The sequence below is a fragment of the Providencia sp. genome, assembly GCF_052096715.1.
Lineage (GTDB): Bacteria > Pseudomonadota > Gammaproteobacteria > Enterobacterales > Enterobacteriaceae > Providencia.
On record NZ_JBQDNB010000021.1, the window covers coordinates 45,846 to 65,866 of the forward strand.

General features: G+C 37.0%; 13 protein-coding genes. 4 read left to right on the plus strand and 9 right to left on the minus strand.

Annotated features, from left to right (window positions below; genetic code table 11):
- Positions 1 to 212 precede the first annotated feature (212 nt).
- The 4 genes from recR to apt all read right to left on the minus strand — a co-directional run bounded on the left by recR (position 213) and on the right by apt (position 3,836).
- Positions 213 to 812 carry a recombination mediator RecR gene (gene recR, locus ACTH6U_RS15270; RefSeq protein ID WP_294104852.1) on the minus strand — a complete coding sequence of 200 codons (600 nt, stop codon included), beginning with the start codon at positions 810 to 812 and terminating at the stop codon, positions 213 to 215.
- Positions 812 to 1,141 (minus strand): YbaB/EbfC family nucleoid-associated protein, encoded by a 330-nt coding sequence (locus tag ACTH6U_RS15275; RefSeq protein WP_294104854.1) that lies wholly within the window; start codon positions 1,139 to 1,141, stop codon positions 812 to 814. The genes recR and ACTH6U_RS15275 overlap by 1 nt, the downstream gene beginning before the upstream one ends.
- A 57-nt stretch (positions 1,142 to 1,198) precedes the next feature.
- Positions 1,199 to 3,130, minus strand: a complete 1,932-nt coding sequence (gene dnaX, locus ACTH6U_RS15280) for a DNA polymerase III subunit gamma/tau (protein ID WP_441832550.1) — start codon at positions 3,128 to 3,130, stop codon at positions 1,199 to 1,201.
- A gap of 154 nt (positions 3,131 to 3,284) precedes the next feature.
- Positions 3,285 to 3,836: an adenine phosphoribosyltransferase gene (gene apt, locus ACTH6U_RS15285; protein ID WP_294104857.1), complete on the minus strand. Its 552-nt coding sequence runs from the start codon at positions 3,834 to 3,836 to the stop codon at positions 3,285 to 3,287.
- A gap of 143 nt (positions 3,837 to 3,979) precedes the next feature.
- Here apt and priC point away from each other — a divergent pair, with 143 nt between their 5' ends.
- Both priC and ACTH6U_RS15295 read left to right on the plus strand, forming a co-directional pair.
- Positions 3,980 to 4,528, plus strand: a complete 549-nt coding sequence (gene priC, locus ACTH6U_RS15290; RefSeq protein ID WP_294104859.1) for a primosomal replication protein — start codon at positions 3,980 to 3,982, stop codon at positions 4,526 to 4,528.
- 53 nt (positions 4,529 to 4,581) lie between these two features.
- Positions 4,582 to 4,758: a YbaM family protein gene (locus ACTH6U_RS15295; protein ID WP_294104860.1), complete on the plus strand. Its 177-nt coding sequence runs from the start codon at positions 4,582 to 4,584 to the stop codon at positions 4,756 to 4,758.
- Positions 4,759 to 4,764: 6 nt separating this feature from the next.
- On the opposite strand, the gene mscK is transcribed toward ACTH6U_RS15295, so the two are convergent.
- From mscK to acrR, 3 genes are all read right to left on the minus strand, one after another.
- Positions 4,765 to 8,142: a mechanosensitive channel MscK gene (mscK, locus tag ACTH6U_RS15300; RefSeq protein WP_441832556.1), complete on the minus strand. Its 3,378-nt coding sequence runs from the start codon at positions 8,140 to 8,142 to the stop codon at positions 4,765 to 4,767.
- A 105-nt stretch (positions 8,143 to 8,247) separates the two neighbouring features.
- On the minus strand, positions 8,248 to 8,601 hold the full coding sequence (locus tag ACTH6U_RS15305; protein ID WP_294104862.1) for a DsrE/DsrF/TusD sulfur relay family protein: 354 nt from the start codon (positions 8,599 to 8,601) through the stop codon (positions 8,248 to 8,250).
- Positions 8,602 to 8,671: 70 nt separating this feature from the next.
- Positions 8,672 to 9,313: a multidrug efflux transporter transcriptional repressor AcrR gene (gene acrR / locus ACTH6U_RS15310; RefSeq protein ID WP_336429632.1), complete on the minus strand. Its 642-nt coding sequence runs from the start codon at positions 9,311 to 9,313 to the stop codon at positions 8,672 to 8,674.
- Between the two features lie 134 nt (positions 9,314 to 9,447).
- On the opposite strand from acrR, the gene ACTH6U_RS15315 reads away from it, so the two are divergent.
- Positions 9,448 to 10,635: an efflux RND transporter periplasmic adaptor subunit gene (locus tag ACTH6U_RS15315; RefSeq protein WP_294104868.1), complete on the plus strand. Its 1,188-nt coding sequence runs from the start codon at positions 9,448 to 9,450 to the stop codon at positions 10,633 to 10,635.
- A gap of 15 nt (positions 10,636 to 10,650) precedes the next feature.
- Positions 10,651 to 13,812, plus strand: a complete 3,162-nt coding sequence (locus ACTH6U_RS15320) for an efflux RND transporter permease subunit (protein WP_294104870.1) — start codon at positions 10,651 to 10,653, stop codon at positions 13,810 to 13,812.
- Between the two features lie 55 nt (positions 13,813 to 13,867).
- Here ACTH6U_RS15320 and ACTH6U_RS15325 read toward each other — a convergent pair whose 3' ends face one another.
- The gene (locus tag ACTH6U_RS15325) at positions 13,868 to 14,041 is read right to left on the minus strand and encodes a hypothetical protein (protein ID WP_441832551.1); all 174 of its coding nucleotides are present in this window, start codon (positions 14,039 to 14,041) and stop codon (positions 13,868 to 13,870) included.
- Positions 14,042 to 14,053: 12 nt separating this feature from the next.
- The gene (locus ACTH6U_RS15330) at positions 14,054 to 19,951 is read right to left on the minus strand and encodes a TcdA/TcdB pore-forming domain-containing protein (RefSeq protein WP_441832552.1); all 5,898 of its coding nucleotides are present in this window, start codon (positions 19,949 to 19,951) and stop codon (positions 14,054 to 14,056) included.
- Positions 19,952 to 20,021 lie beyond the last annotated feature (70 nt).

Consider the following 20,021-nt stretch of genomic DNA (forward strand, 5'->3'; position numbering starts at 1 on the left):
TTGAAGTTTTTGAAGTTTTTGAAGTTTTTGAAGTTTTTGAAGTTTTTGAAGTTTTTGAAGTTTTCTAGCAAATCATATTTAACAACATCCTCTAAATAATTCGTGTTGTAGCTAGGCGTCAAATACGTTAAGCCCTAGGAGCATACACAAGTATGTGACTAGGGTTAACGTATGAAGACAACAACGCTACAGCGCGAAGTATGACGAGGACCTTACAACCGAGAGCGACCGGAAAGAGAATGAGACAACGTCGTACTATCTACCAGCTCCAACTCTCCACCTACCGGCACTCCATGAGCGATGCGACTTGCCATCACGCCATATTGCCCACATATTTGAGCAATATAATTAGCGGTCGCTTCACCTTCAACAGTTGGATTAGTCGCTAAAATGACCTCAGTAATAGATTCAGAAGAAAGACGCTCTTCTAGTCTATCCAAACCGATATCCATAGGACCGATACCGTCAAGAGGTGATAAATGCCCCATTAAAACAAAATAACGCCCTGAAAACTGGCCTGTTTGTTCAATGGCATAGATATCCGCAGGGCTTTCCACTACACAGATTAGCCCCTGTTGTTTACGGCGTGGATTATCACAAATATTACAGACATCTTGTTCTGTAAATGTTCTGCAATCACGACAATGCCCTATTTCAGACATTGCCCGTGTCAGCGCTTGTGCTAATCGCATCCCACCACTACGATCACGCTGTAGTAGCTGAAAAGCCATTCGCTGCGCTGACTTTGGTCCCACTCCGGGAAGACAGCGCAGCGCTTCCATTAATGATTCAAGAAGCGGACTTGTCTGCATTAGAATGGCATCTTAAAGCCTGGTGGTAACTGCATACCACTTGAAACGCCAGCCATTTTTTCTTTCTGGGTTTCTTCAATACGGCGAGCTGCATCGTTGAAAGCAGCAGCAATCAAGTCTTCTAGTAAATCTTTATCATCTTCAAAAAGACTTTGGTCAATCTCAACGCGGCGGCAATTATGTGCCCCATTGATAGTCACTTTGACTAAACCTGCACCAGATTCGCCCGTTGCTTCCAGTTGAGCGATTTCTTCCTGAACCTTTTGCATTTTATCTTGCATTTGTTGGGCCTGTTTCATCAGGTTACCCAATCCGCCTTTTCCAAACATATTTTTTCTCACAACTGAGGCCACAGCTTACTTTATATAACAGTAATCACTGTAGCGTTAAACGGGGCGAATACTCTCTTCATCAAGCTGCGCATCAAACATTGATTGCAATTTTAGAATCGTTTTATCCGCAATAATAGACTGACGAGCTTGCGCCAGTTTTTCTTCGTAAATCGCTTGTCGCCATTCAAGTGGTGTTTTTACCGCTGTATTATCATCTTGAACGATTTTTAGTTCAACAGAACGACCATAATGTTGGCTCAATGCTTCTTGCAATGCTGCATGAGCAGCGGGTTTATCAAGATGACGCTGAACCGGTCGCAAATGTAAAATAATTTGCGATTCATTTAATTCTTCTTTATATGAGTTCAAAGCCAATTGTTCAACTAGCTTTGGAATATTTAATTTTGCAATTTCACCTGACCAACTATCTCGCTCTCGAGATTCTTCAATAATTTTAGCCGCCAACTCAGGTGTTTTTTCATACTCTAAAGCTTCTTTAATTTCAGTTGGCGTTGTCAGGGTATTTTTAGGTTCTAATACCTCTTCATTCTGTGGACGCCACTGATAATGCTTCGGCTTTACGGATTTCCCTTTTTCCGAGGCTTTACTTTCAATATTTTGCTGATATTTGCTGGTCACCGCGGCCAGCCTTTCAAGTGCTGATGCCGCCGGCTTAGCCTTTTGAGGCATCGCCGGTTTAGACTTTTTTGAGTCAGGATCCTCATTTTGAGGAACTTGAAGCGCCTGCCTTGCTTTTAAGAGCTGTAAGGTCGGGCTATTCTCAGGTAAGTTATCAGCACTTGGACTTGATAAAGCTTGACGATTAACCGCAGTTGGTGCGGATTGCGTTGGCACACTTTGCACTAGTCTTGGCGGCGTTTCAACTTCCTCAATTATACTTTTAGGATGAAAAGCTAATGCTCTAAGCAATGTCATTTCCACCCCCATGCGCCGCTCTGGAGCAAAAGGCATCTCTTTACGCCCAACAAGTAAAATTTGATAAAAAAGTTGTAAATCCGCAGGAGAAACGACTCTTGCAACTTGCCTTAAACGACCTTCCGTTGACGATGGATCTGTTTCTTTTTCTGCCGGTAATAGCTGGATCATGGCAATTCGATGTAGTAAAGATAAAGTCTCAACCAGCAAATTATCCCAATCAGCACCTCGAGTACCAGCCTGTTCAACTTGCGCCATCACCGCCATACTATCTGCACGTACTAAGGCTTCAATAATTGCCAATGGTTGTTCATCATCAAGTGTACCAAGCATTTGGCTAACGATATCACCCGTGACCACACCTTGCCCCATTGCAATGGCTTGATCCGTCAAACTTAATGCATCACGTAGGCTGCCGTCGGCTGCACGTGCTATTAGCTGACGAGCACGCTTATCATGTTCAATATTTTCTGCATTGAGAATAACTTCAAGCTGCTCTGCGATCTGTGTCACATCAAGTGCTTTAAGATGAAATTGCAAACAGCGCGATAATATCGTGACAGGTAGCTTTTGCGGATCCGTCGTCGCAAGTAAAAATTTCACATGCTCAGGGGGTTCTTCAAGCGTTTTTAATAGTGCATTAAAGCTATGACGAGAGAGCATGTGCACTTCGTCAATAAGATAGACTTTAAAACGACCTCTTGCTGGTGCATATTGAACGTTATCAAGTAATTCACGCGTATCTTCAACTTTAGTGCGAGAAGCCGCATCAATTTCAATCAAATCAACAAATCGCCCTTGCTCAATTTCAAGACAATTAGCACATTGACCACAAGGCGTTGCCGTAATGCCAGTCTCACAATTGAGTCCTTTCGCAAACAAACGCGCAATCGTCGTTTTTCCGACGCCGCGAGTACCCGAAAAAAGATAGGCGTGATGAAGCCGCTGATGCTCCAACCCATTAGCCAGTGCGGTCAAGACGTGTTGTTGACCAACAACATCTGAAAATTTTTGGGGGCGCCACTTACGGGCAAGTACCTGATAGCTCATGGATTCCACAGTTATTAAACATGGTCATTAATAAAGTACAATAAATGGTACGGCGATTAAATATAATAAGTCATTAAATATAATATTAGTACCATGCTATCACAGCCTCAACCTCTACGGCGAGGCTGTGATTAAAATAGTGGGGAAAAGAGGATTAATGGCCAGGGAATTCGACAAGGCTATATGAACTAATACCCTGCTCAGCCAAGCGTTCAACGCCACCTAAGTCAGGTAGACTGATGATAAATGCCGCTTCAACAACTTTTGCGCCAAGTTGTTTAATCATTTTAACGGTCGCTTCAATTGTGCCACCAGTGGCCAATAAATCATCAACAACTAAAACATTATCTTCAGGAAGAATACTGTCTTTGTGGATCTCAAGTGTATCAGTGCCATACTCAAGATCATAAGTCATACTTAATACTTCGCGCGGCAATTTGCCTTTTTTACGTACAGGTACAAAACCAACACCTAAACGTAATGCAACCGGAGCCCCAAACAGAAAACCACGAGCCTCAGTACCAACGATCTTAGTTATTCCTTTGTTTTCATAATGTTCAACTAACATATCAATCGTTGCTTGGTATGCAGCTGGGTTATTTAACAATGTAGTTATGTCACGGAATAACACACCTTCCTTCGGATAATCAGGAATAGATGCGATACTTTCTTTAATCAATTGCAGTTGTTGCTCTTTAGCAGTCATAATAAAAGCCAATATAGTAAATACGAAAAGGTAGAATCTATGTAAAGTACCATAAAAATGCAATAAGAAGCCGTCTATTTGCGGTGAGTTTTCTTGTTGGATATCAATATTCCGTTATTTTTCACCTTTATTGAGCACAAAAAATGAAAATACAGGCGCTTTTAGATGCGTTAAAAACGCAAATTATTGAGCTAGAAACTCGAATAGAACCAATAAAAGACCAAGAATTTTCGCAATCTCGTTTTGATCTACAGCTATTTAGTCATAAATCGGCACGTCTTGGCGATTGCCAAAATGAATTAAATAAACTCTACCAGCAACTTTGTCACAGTGTTTCTTTGAACAACAATCAGCAAGTCAATTTTCTGACCGAGAAAATTGTTCATCAAATACAAGCTATTTCACGTGAAATTTCAACACAGCCATTACGCGAAAAAGAGACCTCTTTCACGAAGAAAAAAGAACATATTGATTTATACGAGCGTTTATCTCAACATCAAGACTTCGAACGTCGTTTACAAGCTATGGTCAGTGAGAAAGAATTGTATTTAAGTGGCTTAACCAATCAAACACAGCAATATCAATGTCAAAAAGAACTGGCAGTTTTAGCGGGGCGTTTATATCGCTGTCGACAAGCCTTATTACGTATTGAAAAAGCCATTGAACATCAAGAAGGCCAGTTTTTAGAATAAACGCACAAATGAAATAAACCAGAATCTGAAAATAGATAGATAAAGGAATATCGATGAATTCATTAAAGGACGCCCCAATTGAAACCCAACTCGCCGTTGATCTTATCTATTTGTTAGAGTCATCTGACATTAAAACAGAGATCGTACTGAAAGCCCTTGATATTGTGAAAAATGACTATCTCAGCAAACAAGCAGCAGACATCATCGATGAATGCCCAAAATCACGCTAACACTTATTAATCATCCGTTTTATCATTATTTTCTTTAGGTATGCGTTTAATTTCTTGCACTTCATCGCCTTTATTATTATGCAGATGCACTTCCAACTGATTAAAGGCAATATTGATATCATTCTCTCGACATAGTCTATCAATTTCCCGATTAACTTCATCGCTAGTTGTCCCACGATCGCCTATTTGACGGACGTAAAAGCGCAGCTCATGATCCAAAGTACTTGCACCAAAGGTGGTAAAATAAACGCCTGGCGCGGGTTCTGTCATTACTTTGCTATTTGATGTCGCTGCGCTCAATAAGACTTCTTTCACTTTATCTAGATCCGAGCCATAAGCTACACCTAATGCCACGGTGATCCGAGTAACCGTATCGGAAAGAGACCAGTTGATCAGCCGTTCTGTAACAAAAGCTTTATTCGGGATGATCACTTCTTTGCGATCAAAATCAATAATGGTAGTCGCACGAATTCGAATTTTACTCACGGTACCTGAATAAGTACCAATTGTAACGGTATCCCCAATACGGATCGGCCTTTCAAACAATAAGATGATCCCTGAAACAAAGTTAGCAAAAATTTCCTGCAAACCGAACCCTAACCCCACCGTTAACCCAGCGGCAAGCCATTGTAATTTATTCCAAGTGACTCCAATCATCCCCATCGAGGTTATAGTACCAATACCAATGATTATGTAGGTCAATATAGTGGTGATCGCATAAGTTGAGCCTTGTCTTAGCTTTAAACGTGATAACACCAATACTTCTAATAAACCGGGTAAGTTCCTCGTCATAATCCAAGACACCACGATAATAACCAAAGCGAGGATCAGATTAGCCAAGGTAACCGATTGAAGAATATTTCCCCCTTCAGGAGAAGTCGTGGTAAAGCTCCATAAATTCACACTGTCTAAAAATGAAAATATAGTAATAAAATCAGACCAAATAGCATAAAAACCAAGGGCAAAGATGATAAATAGCACCATCGTGGTTAAGCGCAATGACTGTTGACTAATCAATTCAATTGTCATTGGGGGTTCTTTGATTGGTTCATTTTCAGTATCTTCTTGCTTAAGCATCGCACGACGCTCAAGAGCTCGTTGATACGCCAGTTTCCGCGCAACCAGTGTTAAATCTCTTAAACAAGTGCTGTAAGTGATATACCACAACAATAAAAGATAAAGGCTATCAAGCCAGCGATTCGCTAATCTTAATGTGGTGTAATAGTACCCCGCCATCATGAGGCCAATCAGTATCAAAGGGGAAAACGTCAGCATCGTTATCACAACTGAGCGTGTCAAATGACTGCCTTTTTCTCGCCAAACTTCTTTGCAAAATGGGATAGTAAAAACACACAACAGCAATAATGAAACCAACACAACGAGCTGCCCAATCACATCATCAGAGACCTTAAGTGGGTTAGTCACGCCATAAGTTGAAAAGTAAATTAATGGAATTAGAGGGATGGATAGTCTAAGCATCCTGCGCCGAATTTGGGCCGCTTTTTCTTTTTCGATTGAAAAATGTTTCTCAGCAATACCTTCTGGTTTTAATATTCTAAAGGTCAGTTCAAACAAAATCCAAAAAATAGCAAATTGTAAACAAAAAGCCCAAACAAATTCACCTTGTACATTCCCTGTTTTCAAAAACCAATAACCCGCAGCAATCACCACAAGAGAAACAGGTATCGTCTGTAATAACGTCAATAACAAGGCAAAAGGCGTATTTAAAATACTATCTTGCCTGAGACTAGAAAGGCTTTTATTTATATCATGTAACTTATTGCTAATTTTCCGATTTAACCAAATAAAGGCTAATGCAATAAAGAGCAAGGGAATAACAACCAACATTGAGTTAGTAAATCCCTTTTTAAGACTGCCAGTAGACAGGTTAAAATCAAAACTACTGACTTGTGCTGCCGCGGCTTCAGGGAAAGCTTTCACCCATTCAATATCAATAGGTTTATTACTATTAACCCAAAATATTTGTTGAGCTAACGTATTTTCAAGCGAACTTATGACACTCAATAATTGATTTTGATCTAACTGTAAATTAATCGCTTGAGAGATTTGGCTACCTAACTGAAGATTTAATTCATCCAGTAGTTCACGACGGACATCCAGTAATCTCACTAATACCGCTTTATCTTCCGCTGAAAAAAGATCGGATGTAACGTGTTCATCTCCCGATGTCACAGCCTGCTGGCGTTCTAAATTAGTAATATAATCATTAACTTGATACAACACATCCCGTTGCTGATTAACATCAAATTGCTCAAGACGTAAATCAGCAATAGTAGTCGGTAAATTTTTAGTTAAAATATCAGCAGGTAAATCAATTTGTTGCTGAAATAAAATACGCGATAATAATAAACTTCCCCGAAGAACATTAATTTGCTCTTTAAGATTGCGTTCCGATTGAGTCGCTCTTTCTAACCAGGCTTTTACTCGAATACCATTTTGTACTAATTTATTGCTACCTTGTGTTGCTTCAATCAACCGATTACTCAGTTGATTATTAATCGCAATTTCTTTTTGAATAATCGGATTTTGTTGTACCTGTATACCAGCCTCAGAGGTACTCTGAGCTTCTCTCACTGTGGATTGAGAGTCATTAAGGCGCTTATTATTAATCACCTCTTGAATAAGTTGGATATGCCCTTCGAGTTGTTCAATATAAACCGCGGTATAATCACGCTGTTTCTGTAAAACATCTTGTAGCTGCGTATTAACCTGTAATACACGCTTTTGAAATTCATTTTGTTGCTGCAATAAATACTGTTCAATTTGCAGCATATCAATTTGCGTCGGCCGTAATTTTACCGAGTCGTTTATCGTACTGTTTAACTCATTGCGGATTTCTTGTAATCGCCTCACATTATCTAGCATCATAGCCTGAGCACGTTCGGGCTGAGTCTGTAAACCAATTAACTGACTATTATAAGTAGCTAAATCATTTTGCTCAGATTGTAAATTCTCCAAATAACGAGTTAGCATTTCTTCTAACTGAGATAGGCTGACATTTTCAATTTTTTTGGAAAAGTTAGCAGCTTGATTTTCACTTTGATTTTTTAATTGAAGTAATCCTTGAACCGCTTGTTTGGACTCTTCATTGGCACGATTGATTTTTTTTTGCAGTTCGTCTAGCTTTTGATCTAACTTATCTAGCTCATCATAAAAAGAAAGGGATTTTTCAAGATCTGCGATCGCTAATTTATTATCTTCGCTCACATTACTTTTTTTATTTAATGTATTGAGCTCGGCTTTAATATCGTTTTTACTCGGAAAATTGTTAGCGGTTATTGCCATTGCATGAGCGGAGAAAAAGAGAATAAGCGTCAAAAATACGCCCACTGAGTATAGCCACCTATTTTCTTGTTTCATCATAATGTTCTGTTTCATTACAACCCAACTCATGATACTTCATCTAAAATGCGACTTAATGGTAGATATTGCATGCTAGCAATTTAATTGCAGCACGCAATCTCATCATTAAAAAGTGAGAACTTTATCAACTTCGAGTGTCCAATTAGCCAACTCAACGAGAGTACCAATTTCGACACCATCAATTAAAGGTAACTCACTTATACCTCTTGCATCAGTGCAAGTTTTACAAAGCTTAACAGGCACCTGTTGAGCCGTTAAAATCTCTAACATCTGTTGAAGATTATAACCCTCTTTTGGTTTTTGCGCAGTGATACCCGCGCTCACCGCATCTGACATCAAAAATATTTTTAAATCCGTTTCTGGATGCAGCTCTTTTATGGTAATTGCTAAACGTAATGAATTGAATAATGTTTCGCTACCATAAGGTGCGCCGTTGGCTATAATCAGAATGGATGACATTTTACTCTCCAACTATTGATTGTATTTAAATTGCTATGTTTAATTTGCTATATTTAAACGGCGATTATGTTCAGATTTCGTTTAACCGTATTGCTGGGTTATGTTTAAACGTTTCTAACAGTGTATCAACCAAAGTAATCGTATATTGATTCATATTAAAACTTTCGGGTTGTAATAACCAAGTTTCAAGTAAACCAGACATTAGGGAACGTGTCATTATAGCCGCACATTCAATATTAAGGTTGGCTGGAAGTTGTCCTGCATCAATACATGCACGTAAAATATCTAAAATACGACATTGGCTCGCAACATAGTTTGCTCTTTTAAAGTCAACTAAAGCAGCCATTTCACCAACAAGTTCGCATTTTAAAAAGAAAATTTCCATCAATGCTCTGTTTTTAGGACTCTCAATAAAATCAGTCAAAATATAAATGAGTAATTCTCTTAGTATTGAGAGCGGATCGTTGGTATATTTAGAGCGATAATATTCTTCAGCTTGTATTATTTGATTATCACCAAATTCACAGGCTTGATAAAAAAGATCGACTTTATTTTTAAAATGCCAGTATATAGCACCTCGGGTAACACCCGCTGCCGCAGCTATATCAGCTAATGATGTGGCAGAAACGCCCCGTTCAGAGAATGTTTTGATAGCAGCATCTAAAATCTCTTGGCGGGTTTCTTCAGCCTGTTGTTTAGTTTTTCGTGCCATTTTGACTCGTTTTTATCGAAAGCAGATTTACATACATTCGTGTATGTTTGTATTATAGCATAGTGATAAATCTTATTGTTTACCATTTTTCCTATTTTTATTTTAAAACTCATATTGATTAATTGAGGTTACTTATGCGAAAAAACAGAGGGGTGTTACCTCTGGCTCTGTTGGTTCTTTCAGGTGGCTTAGCTTTATCAGGTTGTAACGATGAACAGAAAGGTGGCGGTGAACGCCCGGCGCCTGAGGTAGGAATTGTTACGCTTAAAGCTGAACCTCTGACTGTCAAAACCGAATTACCAGGCCGTACATCTGCATTTCGTGTTGCTGAAGTTCGCCCACAAGTTAGTGGGATAATTTTGCAACGCAATTATAAAGAAGGTAGCGATGTCGAAGCAGGTACATCTTTGTATCAAATCGATCCTGCACCTTTCCAAGCTACCTATGACAGCGCAAAGGCAGAACTTGCAAAAGCACAAGCGAATGCAAATTTGGCCGGTTTGACCGTTAAACGTCAAAAACAACTCATTGGTACAAATTACATTAGCCAACAAGAATATGACCAAGCGACCTCAACTTACGCACAAGCTTTAGCTTCGGTAAAAGCAAGCGAGGCGGCTGTTGAAACTGCACGTATTAACCTGAACTACACTAAAGTCACAGCTCCGATTAGTGGCCGTACAGGCAAATCAAATGTAACTGAAGGTGCTTTAGTTTCAAGTGGTCAAGCAACTGAGCTAATGCGTGTTCAGCAACTCGACCCAATCTATGTAGATGTAACTCAATCAAGTGATGATTTTTTACGTCTAAAAAATGAGATTGAGCAAGGCTCGATTCAAAAAGAAGTGGGTAAAGCGCCTGTAAGCCTAGTCAATAATAACGGCAAGGAATATGCGCAAAAAGGAACACTAGAATTCTCTGATGTGACTGTTGATGAAACAACAGGTTCAATCACCATGAGAGCTGTCTTTCCTAACCCGAATAAAGAGCTTCTTCCTGGCATGTTCGTGCGCGCTATTTTAGAAGATGGCGTTATTGAAAAAGCAATTTTAGTTCCACAGCAAGGGGTGTCTCGTACAGCTCAAGGAACTTCTCAGGTCATGGTTGTTGGCGCTGAGAATAAAATTGAAGTTCGAAATGTTAAAGCAGCACAAGCTATTGGCAACAAATGGTTGGTTACTGATGGTTTACAAGCAGGTGAACGCGTTGTCGTCATTGGCTTACAAAAAATCAAACCTGGCATTGTTGTTGTTCCTAAGGAAGCTAACTTAGAAACGCAATCCATAGACAATCAGGCTAAACCTGAAGAAAAGTCTAAATAAGGGAGCGGCTGATTAATGCCTAAGTTTTTTATAGAAAGACCAATTTTTGCGTGGGTAATTGCGATTATCACCATGCTTGCTGGTCTGTTGGCAATTATCCAGTTACCTGTTTCTCAGTACCCGACTATCGCACCTCCTGCTGTTTCTATTTCAGCTAACTACCCAGGAGCCGATGCCTCAACGGTACAAAATACAGTAACTCAAGTTATCGAACAGAACATGAATGGTATCGATAACTTGGTATATATGTCATCAAGCAGCGATTCATCGGGCTCAGCAAGTATTACATTAACCTTTGAAGCAGGCACAGATGGTGATATTGCGCAGGTTCAGGTGCAAAATAAATTGCAGCTGGCTATGCCATTATTGCCACAAGAAGTACAGCAGCAAGGGATTAGTGTTGATAAATCCACAAGCTCATTTTTGATGGTTGCAGGTTTCGTTTCTAATGATGGTTCCATGGGGCAATATGATATTGCCGACTATGTGGGATCAAACGTTAAAGACCCACTTAGCCGAGTCAACGGTGTTGGTGAAACCCAACTGTTTGGTACCCAATATGCAATGCGTATTTGGCTCAAACCAGAGCAACTTGTTAAATACAATATGACGACAACCGATGTCATCAACGCGATCAAAGTTCAAAATAACCAGGTCGCAGCGGGACAACTCGGGGGGACTCCTCCTGTTGGCGGACAACGTTTAAACGTTTCCATCATCGCTCAAACTCGTTTGAATAATGTTGAAGAATTCTCCAATATTTTACTGCGTGTTAATCAAGATGGTTCCCAAGTTCGCTTAAAAGATCTTGCAGAAGTTCAGTTAGGTGCAGAGAACTACAGTACTATCGCTCGCTTTAATGGTAAGCCAGCTGCTGGTATCGGTATCAAATTAGCCACAGGCGCAAATGCACTAGACACATCAAACAACGTTCGTACAGCGCTTGAAGATATGAAGCCATTCTTTCCTCAAGGCCTAGAGATTGTTTACCCTTACGATACAACGCCATTCGTTAAGATTTCCATTAATGAAGTGGTAAAAACGTTAGTTGAAGCAATCATGCTCGTTGTTGTGGTTATGTATTTATTCCTACAAAATATCAGAGCAACTTTAATACCAACGATTGCGGTTCCAGTCGTATTGCTCGGTACCTTTGCCATCTTATCGGCATTTGGTTATTCCATTAACACCTTGACCATGTTTGCGATGGTACTCGCCATCGGGCTACTCGTCGATGATGCTATTGTCGTAGTCGAAAACGTTGAGCGTGTTATGCAAGAAGAAGGCTTATCACCAAAAGAAGCGACCAAAAAATCAATGGGTCAAATCCAAGGTGCATTAGTCGGTATCGCATTAGTACTATCTGCCGTATTTATCCCAATGGCCTTCTTTGGAGGAGCGACAGGGGCAATTTACCGTCAATTCTCCATTACCATAGTTTCATCAATGCTTTTATCTGTACTGGTAGCAATGATTTTAACACCAGCACTGTGTGCAACGATGCTTAAGCCAATTGAAAAAGGCAGCCATGGTAGTCAAAAAGGTTTCTTTGGATGGTTTAACCGGACATTTGAAAAACAAGCTCACCACTACACTGATAGCGTAAGTCGTATGCTTAACGGCACTGGCCGTTACTTATTGATTTATCTTGTCTTAGTTGCGGGCATGGCGCTAATGTTTGTTCGTCTACCTTCTTCTTTCTTACCAGCAGAAGACCAAGGTGTATTCCTTTCTATGGTTCAGCTACCGCCGGGTTCAACACAGGAACAGACGCAGGCTGTACTAGATGAAGTGACTAAATACTACCTAGTTGATGAGAAAAAGAATGTTGAATCTGTCTTTACCGTTGGAGGCTTTAGCTTCGCAGGTCAAGGACAAAACATGGGTCTTGCTTTCGTCGTTCTGAAAAACTGGAGCGAACGTAAAGGTGATGAAAACCACGTTGATGCTATTGTATTACGTGCAAATATGGCGCTTTCCAAAAAGCAAGAGGCTATGATCTACGCCTTTAACCTACCGGCAATTGTTGAGTTAGGTACTGCTGATGGATTTGACTTTGAGTTAGTTGATAGAGCTAACTTAGGACATGAAGCACTAATGCAAGCCCGTAATCAATTACTTGGACTCGCGGCCCAACATCCAGAAATGCTTCAAGGTGTCCGTCCAAATGGGCAGGATGATACATCCCAATACCGTGTTTATATCGACCAACAAAAAGCTCAGGCTCAAGGTGTTGCAATCAGCGATATCAACGCAACACTAAGTTCTGTCTTTGGTGGAAGCTATGTAAATGACTTTATCGACCGCGGTCGTGTGAAGAAAGTTTATGTACAAGGTGACGCTGAAAGCCGTATGTTACCATCCGATATTAGCAATCTGTATGTCCGTAATAACCTCGGTAAAATGGTGCCATTCTCTGCATTCTTGGATACATCTCAAGATCCTTGGAAATTTGGTTCACCACGTTTAGAGCGTTATAACGGCGTGCCTGCAATGAATATTCAAGGGCAAGCTGCACCTGGTAAGAGTACAGGTGATGCGATGTTAATGATGGAACAACTGACCACCGAAAACTTACCTGCTGGTATCGGTTATGAGTGGACAGGTATGTCATATCAGGAACGTTTAGCAGGTAACCAAGCTCCAGCCCTGTATGCAATATCATTGATTGTCGTATTCCTATGCTTAGCTGCATTGTATGAGAGTTGGTCTGTTCCGTTCTCTGTCATGTTAGTTGTACCACTAGGGATCATCGGTGCATTACTCTTTACCTCTATACGAGGCTTAGATAATGACGTTTACTTTAAAGTGGGACTCCTTACAACCATTGGACTCTCGGCGAAGAATGCAATCTTGATTGTTGAATTTGCCAAAGACTTGATGGAAAAAGAAGGAAAAGGATTGGTTGAAGCAACATTGAATGCAGTTAAAATGCGTTTAAGACCAATTTTGATGACATCATTAGCCTTTATGTTAGGTGTTATTCCTCTGGTATTTAGTAATGGTGCGGGCTCTGCATCCCAGAACTCTGTAGGTACAGGCGTTCTTGGTGGTATGTTTGCTGCAACATCACTAGCTATCTTCTTCGTTCCAGTGTTCTTCGTGGTGATCCGTCGCCGTTTCTCGAAGAAATCTGAAGATGTAGAACATAGTCATCCACCGACAACGAATAGCTAATTGTTATCTATAAAATGCCAGTCAGTAGACTGGCATTTTTTATAGATTAATATACTTACATTCCTCTTCCAAAAAGATGATTTGAAAGATTAGTTGTTCTACTTAATAGCTCTGTTGTTTTAAAACCACTAACCATCCCGATATCTTTATCCGCTCCTATAGACGATGTAGATTCAATCAAAGTAGAGGTAGTAACATCTTCATTACTATAATAAGTCTGCAATGTCATAAGGGGCCCACGTTATTGATATACTTCTATTAATTTATCAAGTCTGACGCTTTCTTCTTCATTAGGTAAGATTATATTTAAATGTTGGTGCTGCTTTGCCTGAGGGCCAAATACTTGCCGAAAAATTAATTTTGTCTGATACTTCACATCAAAAAAAACTAGATCATCTTTATTTCGATCAACTACAACTTGATTCAGATCTTTTATTATCAATACAAGGTCATCCGTCTTCATATCGATAGCATTATTATCAATAATAATTGTTTCACTTTCTTTCCACATTGACTCACTAATAATGTAGGTATCATGCCCCTCTTTACCATTAAAAATAATTTTTCGAATACCACTACTTTTATACATAGTTAAAAAATTATCAACATTGCTACCCGATTTAATAAAAATTGAGCTTTTTTCATCAAGACTATTTTTATTAACTGAGCTATTAATAACATGGATAATCACATCATCATTTGAGGTTTTTAAAATTAAATTTTCACCACTCCTTTTTATATCTTTAATTTTAAATTCAGAATATAGCTGACTAGGACTGTTAATTAGGTCTGGATATATCAAAGCACCTTCATTTGAAAATGCTTGGTTAACAATGATAGAATTTATTTTTTTTTGTGAATATAATTTTCCATTCTCTCTATCAAAAATAAATATCGACTCCTTTAAACTATCATAACCTAAAAAAGTTAATTTTTTACTCGAAGAAAATTCAGTAGAAACAAAAAGTCCCTCATTTACATACCAAGCATAAAGGGAGTAATCATTATTTTTATCCGTTAATCCAAAAATTGAAATAATAGTATCATTATCAACACGAACCATTAGTTCATTAAACCACATACTGTATTTTTTTAACCACAACTCATTTACTGCTATGATACTCGGCAGCCCAGTAGTTGATATATGATATATACCTCCATCTTTGGTTATTGCCATGCAATTGCCCTCCCAGTTAATAGCATTAATCACATTTTTAAGATCAATTGCTTGCGCAATAGGCCCACTGTCATCTTGAAGCTCTAAAGGTAAACCTTTTTGCCAATAAACAGTATGATCACTAGAATTATAAAAATAAAAAACCTCTTCTCCTTCATCATTATATTGACTATTAATATAAATTAAATCCTCATATACATCACTATGCGATACTTTTTTATTCTCTTGATTAGCTAATTTATATGAAATATCTTTTTTTATATTGGCCTTTATTACTACACAATCCTTTATCCGTAACCAAACTCGTATATTTTCATTACTATTTAATTTTCCAAAAAGCATAATGGTATCAGATAGTTTTACTTCTTTATTTTTTAGCCGTTTACCTTTAACATCATAATTAAATGCCATTTTAGGATATAAAATAGACAACATCTCATTTTTATTCATCTCATTCTTAAATATATCAACTTGTTCCGAATCAAAATAAGATGAAATCTTCCCCCTAGTAGATACACTCACTAGGTTAAGTGTATTATTACTATATTGATACACACTTTTAATTTCATGACTATCTTCTTTTGAAATGCAGCTCATATAAATATAATTGTTCATTTTCCATATCTTAATATCTTTAATTTTTTCTCCAAAATCATTGTCAAAACAGTACTTGACCAATGTTTTATTTGAATCGATATCAATAATAAAAAAAACTGACTCATCTGGTAAGCTAATGTATGCATGACCATCCGCGACTAGCGATAATACCGCATTTTCCCCCGATGCATAGCCTGGTTCAATATAAAACATTTTACTCTTTTCAACATCGTAAAAGGCTCTACCTATATCAATCCCATTATGCTGATAATTATCTATCGTAATATATTTCTCATATAATCGATGATTTTTAGATAAAATATTTAAATGTTTATCAACCGATTCTTGATTTCCTGTCCAGTTACTAGCATCTTCTTTAATAATTTTTACCATTTTATGGTCTAATTCCACAAAACTAGTTTCATTATTCTTACCAACAATCATAATCGAGCCGATATTTTCAGGAGATATTAGATTAATAGTTACACCCCCAACTTTTATTTTACCTGAATAAAATTCAACATTATTATTTGGCAATGAATTTACGTTAATAATCCAATTAGATTTCTTATTATTAAATTCATGACTTAGCAATGTTAATTCTACGCCCTCACTAAGAAAAATTTGATAGTTACTATTAAATCCTTCTATTTTATAATTTAATAACCCATGCCATTCTTTAGGTAACGTCGGGACAATTAAATGTCTTTCATTATCATCTAATATAATATCAATTTTTGTTTTAATATATTCTTGCTTAATACTAGATATGATATACTCAGATGGAAATGTATAATAATCAAAATCAAATTTTTCACTTCCCTCTATTCTTCTCAAAATATTAAATCCTAAATCATTTCTACTAGTTGAACCCGGTAGCATACTATGCTCATAATTAATATAAGATCGAGGTGTATTCGGTAAAATAATAGCCTTGGATTTATTATAATCTACATAATGCGTATTTTCTATATATCCCATTTCTTCGCGAACATTTAATGAATCTTCTCTGTCATGATTTATCACATTCGCATATGACGGCCAAAAAAAATAATTTCGCTCCCCCCCACCTTCTTCATGTTCTCCTGAACGATATATATACTGGCTACCAAAGACCATACGGCTATTTTTAAAATCAATTAGCTCTATTATCCCCCCTTGCCGAGCCACTAAAAATTCGCTATCCGAAATATAATCAAATCCATTCCCTTGATAAGCTTTATCCAATAAATAAAAATATCTCCCTACAGCTTTAGCATCTTCCGTAATCGTTGCAAAATTTGCGGCAAGTGAAGCAAACCCAATAGCTAAACCACCGAATATCACCCCACCGCCACCACAGAATGCTGCAACGCCAGTTGCACCAGCGGCACCAGCCGACATGGATGCGATACCAAACGTCAGTGATGCAGAATCAAATGCTAGTTGTGTTCCAAAAATAGTTTTTTGAGGCTCTGTTTCAGACTGCGTCAATTCATAAATATCTAACCCGACTAATGTGCCATTAAAAATAAGTCCAATTCCTTCATTTGCAGTCCGAGCTACACTGGAAGTAAAGGTATTCATACTACTTTTAAGTGTACTGGCATCGTCCTGCCATAATAATTTAACGGCATTACTCACTTTAAACATATCATTTATAGCACCATGCGACATCATAGTGAAACCAACGTAACTATGTATTTTTAATGCAATACCCAAATTAGATTCAGCTCCCAGTGAAGAACCTCGATTTTTATTATTAGCCCATTGAATTAATGTTTGAATCTCTATTCCCATATTTAAACCATCTGCAGCTTCAACATCATCTATACTATCTTCTCGTATAAACCTATCTTTAGATAAAGTATTATGATTTTTTATTTTATCTATTTGTTGACTAAAATAATGAGAAAATTCCAGAAATGTACTATCTGATGTTTCTATCCAGCGAGGCTCCACAGTTTTATCCTGATGCAAAAATTGTATTAGATAATCACCTTCTGCTAATTTTTTAATATTAGAGAAATTAATTAACCATTTATTATCAAGATGATTTTCATCCGCAAGTCGCTTCACTGCATCATCAATTCTTTCTCCCCACTGTTTTGCATCAATAACTTGTAATGATGCTTGTAATTGTAGATCATGATAGATAGCATTTTTTTGTTCAGCAACTAAACTCACTTTTGCTCTTCGTTCACTTATTTCATTTAATTTATTTGCATCATGTAAATCATCAACAATCAAACCAGAACCTATAGGAACATCTGCCATTTTATCTATATCAATAGTAATTAATTCAAACTTGGGATCTTTTTCATTCCCCATAGCATTATAAAATGCCGCCATTTTCTTTTTTAACATATACTCTTTAATTCCACTAAATAACTTAGCTTCATCATTAAATCCAAATATCCCAAAGTTTGGATCATAAAAATAATATATAGCTCCCTCCGAATTCACAATTTTCCCTAACAACATGGCATGCTTTGTCGTATTAAGAGAATACATCTGTGTTGTATTAGACTCTGAAATTTTATGCTGAATTTCAGTCAAATTTAATATACCATTTGAAATAGATGCTTGATTCGCTAACACATTAGAATGTAAAGTAATTAAACTTGTTTTTAATCGTTTAGAACTTTCTTCATCAGGTAAAGATATTGCATAGTATAGCTTATCAATTAAATGATCTGCCCCTGTTTTCCCTTCTTTAGCTAGCGCTACCGCCATAGCTCTAACTAATGGATAACAACGACCACCACTATTGTCCTTTACTGACAGTAGATAGAAATCCTGCGGAATAAGTCGTATATTGTCACAACCTGAATGATGAAAAAACTCTTTTATTTTTTCACCTTTTATTAAAATTAGTGCAATATATTCTTTCTCAAACTCAATTTCAATATAACGACTTAAAGCCCCTCTCTGCTCTATTGTTAACTCGCAATTTAAATATACTCTTTTTAATTCAAGTGATGGTAAATTTTCCAGAGAAATAGGGAACCTGATCTTACTATAATTATTATAACCATAAAAAAAATGACTATTATCACGATTCACATCATCCATAAGCAAAAATTTAAATCTCTGTTCTACTGAAGAGTCAAACTCCTCACCTTTGCCTAATTCAACTGATTCATCATAATTATGATCTATAACTGAGCTACTTCCTTCCATATTTTTTATTTTTAACCAAAGCCAATTTCTTTCAAGTATCAAGACTTCAGATAATAATTTATTATATTTTACTTTAAAATAGTCACACTTAGTCTCAATCAAAAAAATATCATTTTTTAATTTTTTATATCTATCTATTTGAGAACCAGATTCAAATTCAAGCTCACTCAACTCAATTTTTATTTTATTTATTTCAACAAAATAAGCGCTAGTTTTAAAGTTTATTACATCCTTTACTTCCTGAACTAACTTAGACCACGTTCTTGTTTTCATATTATATAATGAAAACTCTCCAGGGTTATATTCTATATCATATATATTTTCAGTATTAACGCCAAGTTCTTTAGCTGCGTCAATTAACTCTTGATGTTTCATATCACGTTCTATTTTAAATTTATTTACATTCTCCATCTGATCTCGTATTAAAGGAAATTGAACTAAAAGTGAAGTTGTATTATCTCTTAAATAAACTTTTGGTACACCGCTAATAACTTCATACTTTTGTTTTTGCAATACTAATTGCCAGCTTTCATTTTCATATTGCATATATGCCATCCCAATACCTACATCAGCACCTTTAATTTGATAATCCTTATAATCTACAGCCATCACTACATTATCATAGAGTAGCGAACTATTAACTCTCTCATCATGATAAACCCGATATGTTGTTTCATTTAATTCTGTAACAACTACTGAAGAGCTAGAAAGTGTACCTGTAAATAAGAACTTCGTTTTAGATGGATGTTTTGGTATATCTATATATGCAGGTGATTTATTTGACTGACTAGTCTCGCTATACCCTAGAAAATAAGCTTCAACCATCATAGATGCGTCTTTCTTTGAAGCATTGATTACGAACTCCATTTCATAGGAATAACTGCTAGTTTTAATAAATTGAATATCTACTATAGAAGATTTTTTTATTTTATTAGTGATACAATCTAAGCTAATTGCATTTTTAATCACAAACTCTGATGAGTTCGATTTGAATGACTTAATATCCAAGCTGGCAAGCCTATTTTTTAATCTTACACCACTAATCATGCCTGACTTTAATTTTTTATCATTAATTGCTTGTAAAATAAAACTATATCTTTTCATATTTGAAAATTTATTTTTATTTTTAATTGTTAAAAATGAATTAAAATATGAATCATAAAATATTCCCTTGCTTTCATTTTCATTTATCACATTAAGCATATTAATTCCCTTTTATTATAGATAAAAAACATTTTAACGACTAAACAGATTGTAATTGAAAACAATGAAA

What these genes read in the sequence shown, in the direction of transcription:
- recR (WP_294104852.1), bottom strand. Translation starts at nt 812, where the DNA reads ATGCAGACAAGTCCGCTTCTTGAATCATTAATGGAAGCGCTGCGCTGT.
- ACTH6U_RS15275 (WP_294104854.1), bottom strand. Translation starts at nt 1,141, where the DNA reads ATGTTTGGAAAAGGCGGATTGGGTAACCTGATGAAACAGGCCCAACAA.
- dnaX (WP_441832550.1), bottom strand. Translation starts at nt 3,130, where the DNA reads ATGAGCTATCAGGTACTTGCCCGTAAGTGGCGCCCCCAAAAATTTTCA.
- apt (WP_294104857.1), bottom strand. Translation starts at nt 3,836, where the DNA reads ATGACTGCTAAAGAGCAACAACTGCAATTGATTAAAGAAAGTATCGCA.
- priC (WP_294104859.1), top strand. Translation starts at nt 3,980, where the DNA reads ATGAAAATACAGGCGCTTTTAGATGCGTTAAAAACGCAAATTATTGAG.
- ACTH6U_RS15295 (WP_294104860.1), top strand. Translation starts at nt 4,582, where the DNA reads ATGAATTCATTAAAGGACGCCCCAATTGAAACCCAACTCGCCGTTGAT.
- mscK (WP_441832556.1), bottom strand. Translation starts at nt 8,142, where the DNA reads ATGATGAAACAAGAAAATAGGTGGCTATACTCAGTGGGCGTATTTTTG.
- ACTH6U_RS15305 (WP_294104862.1), bottom strand. Translation starts at nt 8,601, where the DNA reads ATGTCATCCATTCTGATTATAGCCAACGGCGCACCTTATGGTAGCGAA.
- acrR (WP_336429632.1), bottom strand. Translation starts at nt 9,313, where the DNA reads ATGGCACGAAAAACTAAACAACAGGCTGAAGAAACCCGCCAAGAGATT.
- ACTH6U_RS15315 (WP_294104868.1), top strand. Translation starts at nt 9,448, where the DNA reads ATGCGAAAAAACAGAGGGGTGTTACCTCTGGCTCTGTTGGTTCTTTCA.
- ACTH6U_RS15320 (WP_294104870.1), top strand. Translation starts at nt 10,651, where the DNA reads ATGCCTAAGTTTTTTATAGAAAGACCAATTTTTGCGTGGGTAATTGCG.
- ACTH6U_RS15325 (WP_441832551.1), bottom strand. Translation starts at nt 14,041, where the DNA reads ATGACATTGCAGACTTATTATAGTAATGAAGATGTTACTACCTCTACT.
- ACTH6U_RS15330 (WP_441832552.1), bottom strand. Translation starts at nt 19,951, where the DNA reads ATGCTTAATGTGATAAATGAAAATGAAAGCAAGGGAATATTTTATGAT.